The sequence below is a fragment of the Afipia sp. DC4300-2b1 genome (assembly GCF_049895725.1).
GTDB lineage: Bacteria > Pseudomonadota > Alphaproteobacteria > Rhizobiales > Xanthobacteraceae > Afipia > Afipia broomeae.
Genome location: NZ_JAFCSX010000003.1, coordinates 499,525 through 513,443, shown reverse-complemented (window position 1 = coordinate 513,443; position 13,919 = coordinate 499,525). Strand labels below are relative to the sequence as shown.

19 protein-coding genes are annotated in these 13,919 nt (G+C 60.8%); 11 read left to right on the top strand and 8 right to left on the bottom strand.

What is annotated here, in order from left to right; translation table 11 throughout:
• The first annotated feature begins 6 nt into the window (after positions 1-6).
• The 6 genes from ACP7AL_RS14935 to ACP7AL_RS14910 all read left to right on the top strand — a co-directional run bounded on the left by ACP7AL_RS14935 (position 7) and on the right by ACP7AL_RS14910 (position 4,663).
• Positions 7-306 (top strand): putative quinol monooxygenase, encoded by a 300-nt coding sequence (locus ACP7AL_RS14935; protein ID WP_006022719.1) that lies wholly within the window; start codon positions 7-9, stop codon positions 304-306.
• Positions 303-608 (top strand): putative quinol monooxygenase, encoded by a 306-nt coding sequence (locus ACP7AL_RS14930; protein WP_425992445.1) that lies wholly within the window; start codon positions 303-305, stop codon positions 606-608. Before ACP7AL_RS14935 ends, ACP7AL_RS14930 begins: the two co-directional genes overlap by 4 nt.
• Positions 605-1,177, top strand: a complete 573-nt coding sequence (locus ACP7AL_RS14925; RefSeq protein ID WP_425992443.1) for an urease accessory protein UreE — start codon at positions 605-607, stop codon at positions 1,175-1,177. The genes ACP7AL_RS14930 and ACP7AL_RS14925 overlap by 4 nt, the downstream gene beginning before the upstream one ends.
• Entirely contained in the window at positions 1,128-1,889 is a 762-nt protein-coding gene (locus ACP7AL_RS14920) for an urease accessory protein UreF (protein ID WP_425992977.1), read from the top strand. The genes ACP7AL_RS14925 and ACP7AL_RS14920 overlap by 50 nt, the downstream gene beginning before the upstream one ends.
• Positions 1,890-1,902: 13 nt before the next feature.
• Positions 1,903-2,544, top strand: a complete 642-nt coding sequence (ureG, locus tag ACP7AL_RS14915; RefSeq protein ID WP_024919595.1) for an urease accessory protein UreG — start codon at positions 1,903-1,905, stop codon at positions 2,542-2,544.
• A 463-nt stretch (positions 2,545-3,007) separates the two neighbouring features.
• A complete protein-coding gene (locus ACP7AL_RS14910; protein WP_425992441.1) occupies positions 3,008-4,663 on the top strand; it encodes a CHASE domain-containing protein in 1,656 nt (551 codons plus the stop codon).
• A gap of 219 nt (positions 4,664-4,882) precedes the next feature.
• Here the strand turns inward: ACP7AL_RS14910 and ACP7AL_RS14905 are convergent, their stop codons facing one another.
• Both ACP7AL_RS14905 and ACP7AL_RS14900 read right to left on the bottom strand, forming a co-directional pair.
• Positions 4,883-5,431: a sigma-70 family RNA polymerase sigma factor gene (locus ACP7AL_RS14905; protein WP_111835330.1), complete on the bottom strand. Its 549-nt coding sequence runs from the start codon at positions 5,429-5,431 to the stop codon at positions 4,883-4,885.
• Positions 5,431-5,649 (bottom strand): NepR family anti-sigma factor, encoded by a 219-nt coding sequence (locus tag ACP7AL_RS14900; protein ID WP_081710749.1) that lies wholly within the window; start codon positions 5,647-5,649, stop codon positions 5,431-5,433. The genes ACP7AL_RS14905 and ACP7AL_RS14900 overlap by 1 nt, the downstream gene beginning before the upstream one ends.
• 232 nt (positions 5,650-5,881) lie before the next feature.
• Here ACP7AL_RS14900 and ACP7AL_RS14895 point away from each other — a divergent pair, with 232 nt between their 5' ends.
• Both ACP7AL_RS14895 and ACP7AL_RS14890 read left to right on the top strand, forming a co-directional pair.
• Positions 5,882-6,682 (top strand): response regulator, encoded by an 801-nt coding sequence (locus ACP7AL_RS14895; protein WP_425992438.1) that lies wholly within the window; start codon positions 5,882-5,884, stop codon positions 6,680-6,682.
• 324 nt (positions 6,683-7,006) lie between these two features.
• Positions 7,007-7,435, top strand: coding sequence for a hypothetical protein (locus ACP7AL_RS14890; RefSeq protein ID WP_425992436.1), 429 nt, complete (start codon positions 7,007-7,009; stop codon positions 7,433-7,435).
• Between the two features lie 68 nt (positions 7,436-7,503).
• Here ACP7AL_RS14890 and ACP7AL_RS14885 read toward each other — a convergent pair whose 3' ends face one another.
• From ACP7AL_RS14885 to ACP7AL_RS14870, 4 genes are all read right to left on the bottom strand, one after another.
• The gene (locus ACP7AL_RS14885; protein ID WP_425992434.1) at positions 7,504-7,941 is read right to left on the bottom strand and encodes a hypothetical protein; all 438 of its coding nucleotides are present in this window, start codon (positions 7,939-7,941) and stop codon (positions 7,504-7,506) included.
• An 82-nt stretch (positions 7,942-8,023) separates the two neighbouring features.
• Positions 8,024-8,395, bottom strand: a complete 372-nt coding sequence (locus tag ACP7AL_RS14880; RefSeq protein WP_006022709.1) for a DUF883 family protein — start codon at positions 8,393-8,395, stop codon at positions 8,024-8,026.
• Between the two features lie 64 nt (positions 8,396-8,459).
• Positions 8,460-9,581 (bottom strand): AI-2E family transporter, encoded by a 1,122-nt coding sequence (locus ACP7AL_RS14875; RefSeq protein WP_425992431.1) that lies wholly within the window; start codon positions 9,579-9,581, stop codon positions 8,460-8,462.
• Positions 9,582-9,583: 2 nt separating this feature from the next.
• A complete protein-coding gene (locus ACP7AL_RS14870; RefSeq protein ID WP_006022707.1) occupies positions 9,584-9,742 on the bottom strand; it encodes a DUF3309 family protein in 159 nt (52 codons plus the stop codon).
• 223 nt (positions 9,743-9,965) lie between these two features.
• Here ACP7AL_RS14870 and ACP7AL_RS14865 point away from each other — a divergent pair, with 223 nt between their 5' ends.
• The 3 genes from ACP7AL_RS14865 (at position 9,966) to ACP7AL_RS14855 (ending at position 11,780) form a co-directional block, all read left to right on the top strand.
• Positions 9,966-10,793 (top strand): L,D-transpeptidase, encoded by an 828-nt coding sequence (locus ACP7AL_RS14865; protein ID WP_425992429.1) that lies wholly within the window; start codon positions 9,966-9,968, stop codon positions 10,791-10,793.
• A gap of 53 nt (positions 10,794-10,846) precedes the next feature.
• Positions 10,847-11,503, top strand: a complete 657-nt coding sequence (locus ACP7AL_RS14860) for a DUF2865 domain-containing protein (protein WP_425992975.1) — start codon at positions 10,847-10,849, stop codon at positions 11,501-11,503.
• A 115-nt stretch (positions 11,504-11,618) separates the two neighbouring features.
• Positions 11,619-11,780: a Thivi_2564 family membrane protein gene (locus ACP7AL_RS14855; protein WP_002714461.1), complete on the top strand. Its 162-nt coding sequence runs from the start codon at positions 11,619-11,621 to the stop codon at positions 11,778-11,780.
• Positions 11,781-11,983: 203 nt separating this feature from the next.
• Here ACP7AL_RS14855 and ACP7AL_RS14850 read toward each other — a convergent pair whose 3' ends face one another.
• Entirely contained in the window at positions 11,984-12,184 is a 201-nt protein-coding gene (locus tag ACP7AL_RS14850) for a CsbD family protein (RefSeq protein ID WP_002714462.1), read from the bottom strand.
• A gap of 56 nt (positions 12,185-12,240) precedes the next feature.
• Positions 12,241-13,911 carry a methyl-accepting chemotaxis protein gene (locus tag ACP7AL_RS14845; RefSeq protein ID WP_425992426.1) on the bottom strand — a complete coding sequence of 557 codons (1,671 nt, stop codon included), beginning with the start codon at positions 13,909-13,911 and terminating at the stop codon, positions 12,241-12,243.
• Positions 13,912-13,919: the final 8 nt, after the last annotated feature.

Genomic DNA, 13,919 nt, shown 5'->3' with positions numbered 1-13,919 from the left:
ATGCCCTTGATCTACGTTGTTGCGACTTTGACCATCAAGCCTGAAACGCGTGCGGACATGATCGCTGCGGCGAAAGCCTGCATCGCCGAGACCCGCAAGGAAGCCGGAAACATCGCTTACGATCTGCATGAGAGCGTGACCGATCCAACCAAGCTCGTGTTCGTTGAGCAATGGGAAAATGCCGAGGCGCTGGTGCCGCATCGCAAGGCCGAGCACATGAAGACATTCGGACGCGTGGTCGTGAATTGCCTCGCAGCGCCGCCGAAGATCGAAGTCATCACGCCCGCGAATGTGGAAGTCCGATGATCTACGTGGTTGCGACCACAAAGGTAAAGCCTGAGCACCGCGCGGCCTATGTCGCCGGTGCGAAGGACTGCATCGCCGAGACGCGCAAGGAGAAGGGCTGCGTCGCGTATGATCTCCACGGCAGCGTGTCCGATCCGGATACGTTCGTGTTCGTGGAGCGGTGGGAAAGTCATGACGATCTCGCAGCGCATCGCCTCACGCCGCATTTGAAGGCGTGGCGCGCGCTGTCGGGCCCGTTCAAGGCGTCGCCGACCAATATCGAGGTCATTATCGGCGGCGAAGGGCAGAAGCTCACATCATGATCCGCGCGACGCAGGTTCATCCGCCCGGCAGTTGGGCCGAGGCCGCCGATACGGTGGTCCTCGGTTTCGACGATCGTCACCGGCGCCGCATGGCGATGACCGGCACGCGCGGACTGGAGTTCCTGCTCGATCTGAAGGAAGCGGTGGCGCTGCGCGGCGGTGATGCGCTGGTGCTGGAAGACGGGCGGCTGGTCGAGGTGGTGGCGGCGCCGGAGCCTCTGGTGGAAATTCGCGGCACCGATCCGCATCATCTGGTCCGCGTCGCGTGGCATCTCGGCAATCGCCATCTGCCGACACAGATTGTCGGCAAGGGGCTTCGCATCCGGCGCGATCACGTGATTGAGGATATGGTGCGGGGCCTCGGCGCGCGCGTCATCGCCATCGAAGCGCCGTTCGATCCCGAAGGCGGGGCGTATTCCGGCGGCGGTCATGCGTCGCACGGTCATGATCATCATGACCACGGCCATCATGATCATGGTCACCACGATCACGCACATCACGATCAGGGTCACGGCAAGCATGACCACGATCATCACCACGGTCACTCCCATGCTCATGACCACACATGATCGCGGTCGGGATGGCATCGCCTCTGAGGCGGAGGAATCGGCTGCGCTCTTCCGTTTGATGACATGGCTGTCGCCGTCATTTCCGGTCGGGGCGTTCTCCTATTCCAGCGGTATCGAGTGGGCGATTGAGGCCGGTGATATCACCGACAGGCAGACATTGCAGGATTGGCTCGCGGCGATGCTGCTGGAGGGAGCCGGATTCTGCGATGGCCTGTTTCTGTGCCACGCCTGGCGCGCCGCCGAGGCGGGCGAGGGGCGCACACTGGGCGAGATTGCCGAACTTGCCGCCGCGTTCACGCCGTCGCGCGAGCGGCATCTGGAGACAACGGCGCAGGGCCGCGCCTTTGTCGAGATCGCCCGTTCGGCCTGGAACTGCGATACACTGGACCTGCTGTCATCGCACGTGACCGGCCCGATCACCTATCCGGTTGCCGTGGGCGTCCTCGCGGCGGGACACCGCATTTCGCTCAGCTCGACCCTGCATGCGTTTCTCCACGCCGCGACGTCGAACTGGATTTCGGCGGGCGTGCGTCTTATCCCTCTCGGGCAGACCGACAGTCAGCACGTTCTCGCCGCGCTTGAAGGCGCGATCGCCGCGACGGCGGAAAAATCCTTGCTGGGTTCGCTGGACGATCTCGGCAGCGCGACGTACCGCGCCGATCTCGCCAGCATGCGCCATGAAACGCAATACACCCGGCTGTTCCGGTCTTGAGAAAGATGTCCCTATGAGCACCAGCATGAACGGACCATTGCGCGTCGGTATCGGCGGACCAGTCGGATCGGGCAAGACCGCCCTGATGGATCTGCTCTGCAAATCGATGCGCGAGCGCTATGAGATCGCGGCCATCACCAACGACATCTACACCAAATGGGATGCGGAGTTTTTGGTCCGCTCAGGTTCGCTGACGCCGGATCGCATCGCGGGCGTCGAGACCGGCGGCTGTCCGCATACGGCGATCCGCGAAGACGCGTCGATGAATCTCGCGGCAGTGGCCGACATGCGGGTCAAGTTCCCGGATCTCGATCTGGTGCTGATCGAATCCGGCGGTGACAATCTCGCGGCGACCTTCTCGCCGGAACTTGCCGATCTCACCATTTACGTCATCGACGTTGCAGCAGGCGACAAGATTCCGTCCAAGGGCGGCCCCGGCATCACGCGATCCGATCTGCTGGTCATCAACAAGATCGACCTCGCGCCCCATGTCGGTGCATCGCTGGAGAAGATGGACACCGATGCGAAGCGCATGCGGGGTGAGCGGCCCTTTGTCATGACAAATCTGAAAAAGAGCGAGGGGCTGGATCGCATCATCCGCTTTATTGAGGCGAAGGGCGGTCTTCGGGCAGCGGTTCCAGAGAACGTTAATTGAACCGGAACCGGACACCCGTTTTCCCACAGGACAGTCCTGACGCATGGATATTTTCAGGAACGCTTGCGCGGGCGGTGTGTTAGCCCTGTATGAAGCAGTCCGTTTTCACAGCACCTGGCAGAGACTATAGCGGCATCTTTCTTGGCGCGATTCTGCTCGGAATCGTCGCAGTTGTTACTGGGCTGGCGCTGGTCGTGAGCTAGCCCAATACTGTTTGCGTCACTCACCGGGGCGGTGGCGGATTTACCATAAGCGCCGACAGGTATATTTTCCCGCTCCGGGAACCACTTGGCGACGCTTACATTAATCCATTCGCGAGACATTCAGGCCGGGCGGGATTGCGCCCAACGACCCGGCAGCATCAGAGCACCCATGATTATCAGTTCGGCATTCGATTACCGTTTCCACCGAAGCCGCGTTGGTTGTTGGTGGTCATTTTCATCCCCGCTTTTCGAGTAACTGCGTGCTCCGTCTCGGTTTCATCATCGGACTGATGGCGATCATCGGGCTGGTCCTCTCCGGTCTCGTCGCCATGAAGGTTTACGATCAGGAACTGTCGCTCGGCCGGAGCGATCTTGCGCGCGCGGTCGATACCCACGCCAGCCTGGTTCAGGAACGTCTGAGCGAGCGCGAATTGCTGGCGCGGGTTGCGGTCGGTCTGTTCCGGTCGCCCTCGACCAATATGGCCAATGCATTGCAGCCGCTGCGGTCGTCGATCTATGCCTTCAAGACCGATTTTCTTGTCGCAAGCTGGGTGGCTCGCATCCAGCGCGCCGATTTCGGCCGGGCCCAGAACGAACTGAAGGCCGCCGGTTTTCCGAACCCGACAATCCGGAACTTCAACGACACGCCATTGAATCCGGAGGCGGTACCCGATCCGGCGACTGTCGTGATGGATGTCGAGCCGCAGAACGATGAAACCAAGACCTTTGTCGGTCGCATGCTGAACAACCATCCGGTGATCGCGCCGATGTTCAACCGTGCGGTGGAGGAGGACAGGCCGGTATCGTCCGATCCCTTCGTGCTGCTGCGTACCGGCGGCCCCATGGGCATCGTGCTGGCCTCGCCGGTGCGGGCGGATACGAGCCCCACCGTTGCAGGTTTTCTGACCATATCCTATCGGCTGGCGCCGCTGATGCTCACCAATGACGAACTGTCGCTGTTCTCGGTGGCGCTGCGTGATCCGCGAAATGCCTCGGATAATCTGATCGCCGATGCGGAAGGAAACGTCAAATCCGTTCCGCTGCAACTTGATGCCGACAATCCGCCCTTGCTGCGGGTCGTTTCGTTCGGCGCGCGGGACTGGACGCTGATCTATTACGCGAAAACGAACGCAGCGACGCGCGCCCAGGAGCTGGCAGGCATTGTCATGCTGATCGGCGCAGCGCTGACCCTGATTTTCTGCGGCCTGTTTGGATACGTGTCCTACAACAACATCCGGCTCAGCCGGGAGATCCAGACCCGCATCGACTTCGAGCGGCGGCTCACGGCTGTCATCGATGAGCTCAATCATCGCGTGAAGAATATCCTTGCCGTAATTCAGTCGATCGTGACCCGCACGATGCGTCACGGTGCCGACATCGACGTTGCACGCGAACTCCTGATCGGTCGCATTCACGCCATGTCGCATGTCGTGTCACTGCTCAGTGAAAGCCAGTGGCAGGGCGTCAAACTCAAGGGACTGTTCGAGTCGCGCGCGATTCCCCACGCGGACCGCATTGCGCTTACGGGGCCGGACATCACCGTCAGCGCGCGCGCGGCGCAAAGCCTGTCGCTGCTGTTTTTTGAACTGGCGTCTCATGCGGATGAGGGCCTGTCGCTGGTCGGCAAGCATCCGCATATTGTCGCCGGCTGGACGGTGTCGGACGAACCCGACCCGGTCTTTAATTTTCGCTGGGAGGAATTCAACACCAGCGCGGCGACGCGCCGCGCCGACAGCGAATTCGGGCTGGTACTTCTGGACCGGGTTGCGCCGGAAGCGCTGGGCGGTACGTCGAAGCGCTACTTCACGGATGTGAGCTACGTCTACGAACTCACGGCGCCGATGGCGACGGTGGTGGACGAGGCTGAAATGGACCGTACCGAGCGCATCGCCAAGCCGGTGAAGAAGAAGCGCTGACCCGGCCGGCAGAGGAACAAACTTTCCCGCGACGAATTAAGCAGCAAACGCTGTCACGCAAAGGAAAGTATGATGGGACGATATCTGCTGTTGTGGTTTCTCGGGATTCCTATTCCCGTTCTGATCCTGATCTGGGCCTTTGGCGGCCTCAACTGAATCGCAAACAATAAAAAGCGGCCACCTCAAGTGGCCGCTTTTTCTGTCTGTTGAGGTGACGGCCTAGCCGCCGCCTCCGCCGATGACGGCGCGAATGGTGTTGTCCGGGCCGAAGTCTTCCGCACCCTCGACGTAGAGCAGGGCGCTCAGCTTCGAGCGTGCGCGATTGACGCGGCTCTTGATGGTGCCGACCGCGCAACCGCAGATGGCTGCGGCATCTTCATAAGAGAAGCCGGATGCACCGACGAGAATAAGCGCCTCGCGTTGATCCTGCGGAAGCTTGTCGAGCGCCGTCCTGAACTCCTCGAACTCCAGATGCGAACTTTGAGCCGGCTGGGACTTCAGCGTCTTGGCATAGCTGCCATCGGCATCCTCAACCTCACGCCGCCGCTTGCGATAGTCCGAGCGGAACAGATTGCGCAGGATTGTGAACAGCCAAGCTGGAAGATTCGATCCCGGCTGGAACGAGTCGATATGCGCAAGTGCACGCAGCAGCGTTTCCTGCACGAGGTCGTCGGCGCGATCGGCATTGCCGCTCAGCGAAATAGCGAACGCACGCAGACTCGGAACGGTGGCGAGAATATCGTCGCGAAGTGAATCAGTGAGAGGCATTAGTCCCTCCCATCTTTTGTCGGTTCTCCGGATATCTGTGAAGCCGCCTCTTGTGAATCAAGCTGACGAATCAGATCGGCAAAGCGATCCGGTACGCCTTGACGCACGACATCGTCGTACATGGCGCGCAACTGATGTCCGATCCTGGATTGAATTTCGGAATTCAGCCCTCCCGGCTTGCCCGGTGGCCTGCTTGACGGCGGCTTTTGATCTTTCATTGGCGTTATCCGTTTTCCCCATGAGCTAACTAGCTAGAAATACGGGAGTTTTTGTCCCCCGGCGAAGCTTTAGCCCGCCTGATCCAGTCATAAACGGGGGGGTAAGCGGAAAGTTCCGACCGGGAGGAACTTTTCTCCGATTTATGCGTAGATAGTCCGAAGCGGGGGAACCGGCGGTCGCTTCAATCGCGTTGCCGGGCCAAACCTGAATTTAAGACCGATTGGAGGGGGTATGTCTCGTTCTCAGCTCGTAGCTGAACATTTGCCACTGTTGCGGCGGTATGCCCGCGCTTTGACCGGAAGCCAGGCATCGGGAGATGCCTATGTCGCAGCCATGCTTGAAGCCCTGCTGCAAGACCCATCGCTGCTGGAAGAAAAATTGGGGCCGCGCGTGGGATTGTTCAGGCTGTTCACGCAGATCTGGAATTCCGTGTCCTTGAACGAGAGCGCCGACAAGGGGCCCGCGCAGGCCTCCGAACAGCGGCTTACAAATCTCACGGCGCTTCCGCGTCAGGCCTTCCTGCTGCTTTCGCTCGAAGGTTTCTCTGAGGAGGAAGTGGCTCATATCCTCGATACGGAAATCACACAGGTTCGTGAACTGGCAGATACTGCCGGCCGCGAACTGGCCGCGGAAATCGCAACCGATGTGCTGATCATCGAAGATGAGACGTTCATCGCGATGGATCTGGAGAGCCTGGTCAAGAACCTCGGACACAATGTCATCGGCGTGGCACGCACCCACACCGACGCCGTTGCGCTGGCGAAGTCCAAGAAGCCAGGTCTGATCCTGGCTGACATCCAGCTCGCCGACGGCAGTTCGGGGCTCGATGCCGTAAACGAGTTGCTGAAGACCTTTGAGGTGCCGGTGGTGTTCATCACCGCATATCCCGAGCGTTTTCTCACCGGCGAGCGGCCTGAACCGGCCTTCCTGATCTCGAAACCGTTCCAGCCGGCCATGGTGTCGGCTGTGGCAAGCCAGGCGCTGTTCTTCCAGCGTAACTCGCGCAGCCGGCCCAAGGCGGCGGCTTCCTGAGACATCAGGCATCGAGCACAAGAGACTGCGACAGAAGCCGGAACGCGGACATCCCGTGCTCCGGCTTTTTGTATGACCGCATTCCAGCGAGACAAAAAGAAAGGGGTGCGGTCGGCATCACCACGACCACACCCCCGTGAGCCGGTCGATTAGGGGCAGGGGGATTGACCGGCTTCGGGGATGACGCCCGCCACGCAAAAGTGTTCCAGGTCGCTCAAAACTTTTTTCTCCGGCGGTGCGCTGCCGAGCCCGGAACGAAAGCCGGGCGGACCACGTTGAATCCGAAAGCCGTGATCATGCGGCATGGCAACGTAGGGGCGGCAGATGTCAAACCTCGCTTCTGGAACTCTCGGAGTGGTGGCCGCGGTGCTGGCACTGGGTGCCGTGCATCTTGAAGTGTCGGCAGGAAACGATTTGCTTGGTCCGGTCCAGCGCGGCGAGGCGGCGGCGGCCATGCCGGCCGGTGAATCGACGGCGGTCAATGTGGATCGTTCGGCCAAGGGCGATCGCGATCCTGTGGCGGCTGTTCGGGGCGGCGTGACGATCTCCTTCAAGGTCCCCGGCATGACCGACTCCTCGGTCATGGTGCGGATGCCTTCGGGTGACGCCGCTGAGGCTGCGCGCAAGGCTCCATCGACAGTTGGTACAGGCAGGGGATCGTCCGCGGGGACACGCCCTGTTGCGTGCGAGCCCGTTGTAAGCGTTCTCACCGCCGTCGCGAGACAGCTTGCGCCTGGGCGCTGCATCACCTGATCCTTCCGCTAAGTCGGCATAAAAAAAGAGCGCCAGATGGCGCTCTTTTTTTATTTTGCGATAGCGGTTTACCCCTCCTCGGGTTCATCGTCGGGAGCTGCGCGGCGGCTCGCCATCACGCCCAGCGCAATGCCGCCGACCGCGATCAGTGGTATAATGCGCTTGAGTCCGATCGTTCGCACGATCTGCAAACCGGCGGCGAGCACCATGGGATCGCTGAGGGCTGTCTGCATGGTGGAGTTCGCCGCTTCAACGGGCCGCTTCCTGATCTGCCGCTTGCGCACGGCATAGCTGATCGCAGCCAGTATCGTCGCCACGAAAAACACTCCGGCTCCCGCGAAGCAGGCTTGCAGGAGGCCGTATTTCTGAAGCACGAAGACGAAGGCGGCCGCACACAGGAACGCCGTCGTGATGAAGAGGCAGACCGCAACCGCAATCGCCAGCGAGGTAAGCCGTAATGCGCTGCCGGTGCTCTCCCGGAAGTCATCCATGAATTTCTGAAGCATCGAGAATCCGATCAATATCCGTCAACGAAAGCATGCATCGGCGCCGCCGGCGGGGTCCGGCAGCGCCAGAAATTTGCTGACATCAACGGCGCCACGTCACCCCGATCAGGAAGCCGAGCCCGACGGCCAGGCCAACGGCGGCGAGGGGGCGTTGAGTGATCGCATCTTCGAGGGATTCCTCAAGCGTGCCGGCATACTCCTGCGCCGCGTCCAGTGCTTCGCTTCCACGCTTGCCGACATCGGACATCACGGAATCGACCTCCGATCGTGCCTGCTTGTAGGCCCGTTTGGCCTGCTTGCGGGCGTCGCCCTTGAATGCTTCGAGTACATCCGAGATCTGGTCTGCGAGTGCTGAGATATCATTTTTCACGGCGTCTACATCCTTCTGAAGGCGTTCATAGGTGGCTTTGTCCGTCATGTTCTTCATTGCGTCTTCACCGTCGGTGCTAGACATCTAAAACTCCCGATAGCCGCATGCTCGGTGCGGAAACGCACCGCGGATGCGAAGGTTCCATCGCTTACCCCTCCGGTAACTGGGTGTCCTTGACCGGCATCAAGTGCTCCTTGAGGACGAGGCCGACGATCAGGATCGGCGACGACAGAAACGCCCCCATCGGCCCCCACAGCCAGGTCCAGAAAGCGAGCGCGATGAAGACCGCGAGCGCATTCAGCGCCAGCCGCCGGCCGATGATCGACGGGGTCACGAAATGTCCCTCAATAAAGGCCACCACAGCAAAGCCGCCTGCGGCCGCCAATCCGCCGGCGAGAGTGGATGATGTGATGACACCTACCGCGGCGAGGACGAGGAATGTCACGATCGGACCGATGATCGGAATGTAGTTCAGCGTTGCGGCGAGTGCGCCGAGACCCGCAGGGTTGGGCATTCCCGTGGCGGCACAGATCAGTCCCGTCGCGATGCCGAGGCCCATATTGATCAGCGTCACCGTCAGAAGATAGCCGCCGAGATTGCTTTCGATCTCGTTCAGGATACGCAAGACGCGCAGCCGCTCGTCACGATCGGTGAAATTCAGCACCAGGGCGCGGCGCAGGTCGGGCCAGCTTGCAATGAAGAGCACGAGGACCGCGAAGAACAGCAGGATCTCGGTGAGCGTTGGAGACAGAAATTCCAGCGTCGGCTGGACCCATTCGATCTTTGGGAAAGAAAAAGTTGGCTCCCCGGGCGTGGCCGGTGTTCCGAACAGAATCTGTAACTGATGCCAGAACGCAAGCGGGCGGTCGAAGACGTGAAACTTGTCCTTCAGCGATGGGCCAAGCTCCGGAAGCCGCGTCGACCATTCCATCACCGGCGCGGAGATCAGCGCAATCATGAAGGCGAGCCCGGCAAAGGTCGCGGACACGATAAGGACCGCCGAGACAGATCGGGGGATTCCGTATCGCTCCAGAAATTTTGCGGCGGGGGAGAGCATCGTTCCGATCACCAGGGCGGTGACCGTGGGCAGGAAGAAGGCCCGCGCGACGTACAGAACGGCAATGACGCTGATAATCAATAATGCAACCAAAGAGAACGAAACAATGTCCGCGCGGCTCACGGCTCGAGGTCGTCGTTCTTTGCGCTCGTCCGGCGGTGTTGTCACCGCCGGATTCCTTGTCTCGCGCACCTCTCGGCGCACGTTGGCCATGGTCAGATTCTGCCGAGCAGCAGAAGAATGACCACGATCACCAGGATGGTGCCGACGATACCTGACGGGCCGTAACCCCAGTTCGCGCTATGGCCCCAGCTTGGAATGACGCCGAGCAGAATCAGAATCAAAATAATGACGAGAATGGTGCCTAGAGACATGACTAAAGTCCTCGATTTGCGCCGGGGCCCACTGTCATGCTCCGGCTTCAGGAACCGCTAACCGTCAGGCAGTCCCAATGTTCCGCCGCCGCGGCTTGAACCTGTTGGCTGCCGGTTCTCACAAATCATTTCGGGATGAGGTGCGTTCGGAACCAAAAGCGGTAAGCCCGCGTTCGCTCTGTATCAGCATCACACGATGCCATCGCAGAACTCGAGGCAGGTCATGACACATTCGATGCAGGCGAATTCAGTGTCTTCGAAATCCATTTCCCGGTTCTTCTCCGCATCCCTTTGCTCCGTCCGCGGTTATGCCGTCGCGGCGATTGCACTCCCGGCCTTTCTGGCGACACCGGCAATGTCTCAAACACTTGGATATGCTGGGGTTTACCAGGGATCGTCTCAAGGGACGTTCTGGTCCGACCAGCGGTCACTGCCATCGCCGGACGTAACCGAGGACGACAGCGCCACGGTTCTGCCCGAGCGGCTGCAGCGCAAGATCGTCTCGTTCGAGAGCCGCGAAGCGCCGGGCACCATCGTGATCGATACCGGCAATACCACGCTCTACTACGTGCTGGGCGGCGGCCGCGCCATTCGCTACGGCGTCGGCGTCGGCCGCGAGGGCTTCACCTGGTCAGGCGTCCAGACCGTATCTCGCAAGGCTGCATGGCCGGACTGGCATCCGCCGGCAGAGATGATCGCGCGCCAGCCCTATCTGCCGCGCTTCGTAGCAGGGGGGCCAGGAAATCCGCTGGGCGCAGCGGCAATGTATCTCGGCTCCAGCTCCTATCGCATCCACGGCACCAACGATCCGTCCACTATCGGAAAGTTCGTCTCCAGCGGCTGCATCCGTCTGACCAACGAGGACGTCCAGGATCTGGCCAGCCGCGTCACGGTCGGCACCAAGGTGATCGTGCTGCCGAAGAGCAGCCGTCTCGAAGCGGGTGTGAGCAAGGAACGAGTGGTGCCGAGGGCAGGCGCGCCGAAGCCGCTTCGCGTCAGCGACACGGCGCCGCACACGTCACAGAACGTCAAATTGTCCGGATTGTATTGAGCGAAAATTTGAGCATGCAGTGTAGCGGATGGACCGAGGCTGAAGGGGGCATGATGCGCCAGGGAAAGTTGTATTACCGGTCGATGGCGGCTGCCGTCGCGATGGGGCTTGCCGCAGTGTCCTTCAGTGCATCGTCAGCGCATGCGCGCGACTTCTTTTCCTCTTTTTTCGGCGGTGCCTTTAACGATAACCCAAGTCCGCAGCCGTCAATGCCGTTCGCATCGCCGTTCGGCGAAGCGCAGGCGAACAGGCGGGTCAACATCTATGGCGGCAGCTATAGCGGCGGATCGACGACGTACTGCGTGCGGACCTGCGATGGCCGCTACTTCCCGGTCACAGCATCTGACGGCCAGACCAAGGCGGAAGCCTGTAGAAGCTTCTGTCCGGCCACAGAAACAAAAATCTTTCACGGCGGATCGATCGACAACGCATCGAGCGATACGGGCAGATCTTACTCGGACCTGCCGAACGCATTCCGCTATCGCAAGGAGCTGGTCTCCGGCTGCACCTGCAACGGCAAGGATTCGGTGGGACTGGCCCCCGTCAAGATCGAAGACGATCCGACCCTGCGCAAGGGCGACATCGTCGCCGGCGCGGACGGGCTGATGGTCGCGAACAGCAGCCGCCGCAGCGCCGCGCTGAATTTTACGCCGGCGCCGAAATCCGTCCGGGAGAAGTTCGAGCGGCTGCCCGTCGTCGCGGCGCAGTAAGCACGACCATGATCGTTGTTCCCTAAAGGGAACCAAACCTCAGTGGAATGGTTGACGTACCGGGATACGGGACATGGCTCTCGCACCCAGCCGAACCGATTCATGAGGGGTTACCATGTCTTTGCTTATCAGCGTCCTGATTACATTCCTGGTCGTCATTCTTGTTCTTTATCTCGTCAACCTGTTGCCGATCGACGGCCGCGCCAAGCAGATCGTCCGCGCCATCGTCATCATCATCGGTATTATTTCGATTCTGAAATATCTCGCGGTGTTTTAAGCGTCAGTTTTTCGGTTTACTGAAGTTGTATCGACCTCCGCTCGTCCCCGCGAAAGCGGGGACCAGATCAGATAACTGGATTCCCGCTTGCGCGGGAATGAGCGGGTGGAGGGTGTTTGGATCAACTCACACGGGCACAGTGCGCGAGACGAACAAAAAGCCCCGGCGATGCCGGGGCTTTTTCAGTCTGAACGAGGTGTCACTTACTTCAGTGTTCCGAACCAGTCATCCACGTCCTTTTTGACCTGGTCCTTGGCATAGCCGTAGCGCTGCTGGAGCTTTCCTTCGAGCTGTTCGCGGCGGCCCTCGATGACATTGAGATCGTCATCGGTGAGCTTGCCCCATTTTTCCTTGGCGGCGCCCTTGAACTGCTTCCAGTTACCTTCAACGCGGTTCCAATCCATCGTCATCCTCCAGTGTTGGAAAGACCGATAACGATGGGGTGGCGCGAACGTTCCCGCTACGCCGCCTTCACGCTGCCGAGGAACACGCGAACCTCACTCTGCAATTCGTCGGACTGTTGCGACAACCGGCCAGCGGCACCAAGTACCTTCTCGGCAGCGGAACCGGTATCGGTTGCCGCCTGCCGTACGCCGCCAATGTTGGCGGTGACTTCCGCGGTGCCTGCCGAAGCGAGCTGCACGTTCTGGGCAATCTCCTTGGTTGCCACGGATTGCTCTTCGACTGCGGCAGCGATGGCGGACGCAATCTTGCTGATGTCGTTGATCGTCGTTCCGATGTTCTGCACCGCGCCGACGGCATCGCGCGTGGCGATCTGAATCTCGTCCACCAGCGCCGAGATTTCCTCGGTGGCCTTGGCGGTCTGGGTGGCGAGGCTTTTGACTTCCGTCGCAACGACGGCAAAGCCGCGCCCGGCTTCACCCGCGCGAGCCGCTTCGATCGTGGCATTGAGCGCAAGCAGGTTGGTCTGCGACGCAATGGTCTGGATCAGCGTGACCACTTCGCCGATCTTCTGGGCTCCTTGGGCAAGCGCCTGCACGGTCTGGTCGGTGCGCTGAGCCTCGGCCACTGCGGTGTTGGCAATGGTCGCCGACTGCGTGACCTGCCTGCTGATTTCGCCGATCGACGATGAAAGCTCCTCTGCCGCCGCGGCGACCGATTCGACGTTGAGCGACGCCGTTTCCGCGGCGGAAGCGACGGCGGTGGACTGCTGGTTGGTTTCTTCCGCGGTCGCCGACATCGATTGAGCTGTCATCTGCATGTCGCTCGACGCCTTCGACAGGAGTTGAACGAGATCGCCGACCTTTCCTTCGAACTCGAGCGTCAGCCGCTCCATCTGCGCGGCGCGGCGTTCCTTTGCCGAGCGCTCGTTGCGCTGCTCGGCTTCCAGCCGCTCGCGATCGATGCCGTTCTGCTTGAAGACCTGCACGGCGCGCGCCATGTCGCCGATTTCGTCCTGCCGCTGCGTGTTCGGCACCTCGGCGGCGTAGTCCTGCTTGGCAAGGCGCGTTACGACGGTGACCAGCTGAGTCAGCGGCGTGACCACACGGCGGTTGAACACGAAATAGAGGATCGCGATAAAAGTGACGGCGGACAGGATGGTCATCACCTCGGCGATGTTGCCCATCCAGCGTGCGCGGTTCTGGGCGCTTTCCGCTTCGAGCCTGGCACGGGTGTTCATCTTGCTCTGGAATTCATCGAGCGGCTGCACGATCACGGCCTTGTTGCGATCGTAGTTCGTATCGAACATCAGCTTGCGGGCCTGCTCGAGATCGCCTTTCTGCACGGCGGCCATCGCCGCTTCCTCGGTCTTGATCAGAGCGTCGGAATTGGCCTTGGCCTTTTCGATCAAGTCCAGTTCAGCCTTCGGCGCGCCGAGCTGGGTCAGGCGCTGGACGACGCGGTCGCGGGTTTTGGTCTGATTTACCTCGCGCCAGTACGTGTCGTAATGCTTCTTCTCGCCGAAAATGGTGTATCGCCGCGCTTCGTTGGTCAGCAGGTCGGAGCCGGCGGCGAGATCGGCGCCCAACTGCTTGAATTCGGCCTGCCGTCCGACCGCCTGCCGTTCGGATTCGATGCTGGCGTCCGCAATCCAGAGACTGGCGCCGGTGACTGCGGCGAGGCCGATCGCGACCATAGAGGACAGCTTCGTGGCAAGCGATGCACGCATAGAGTTCT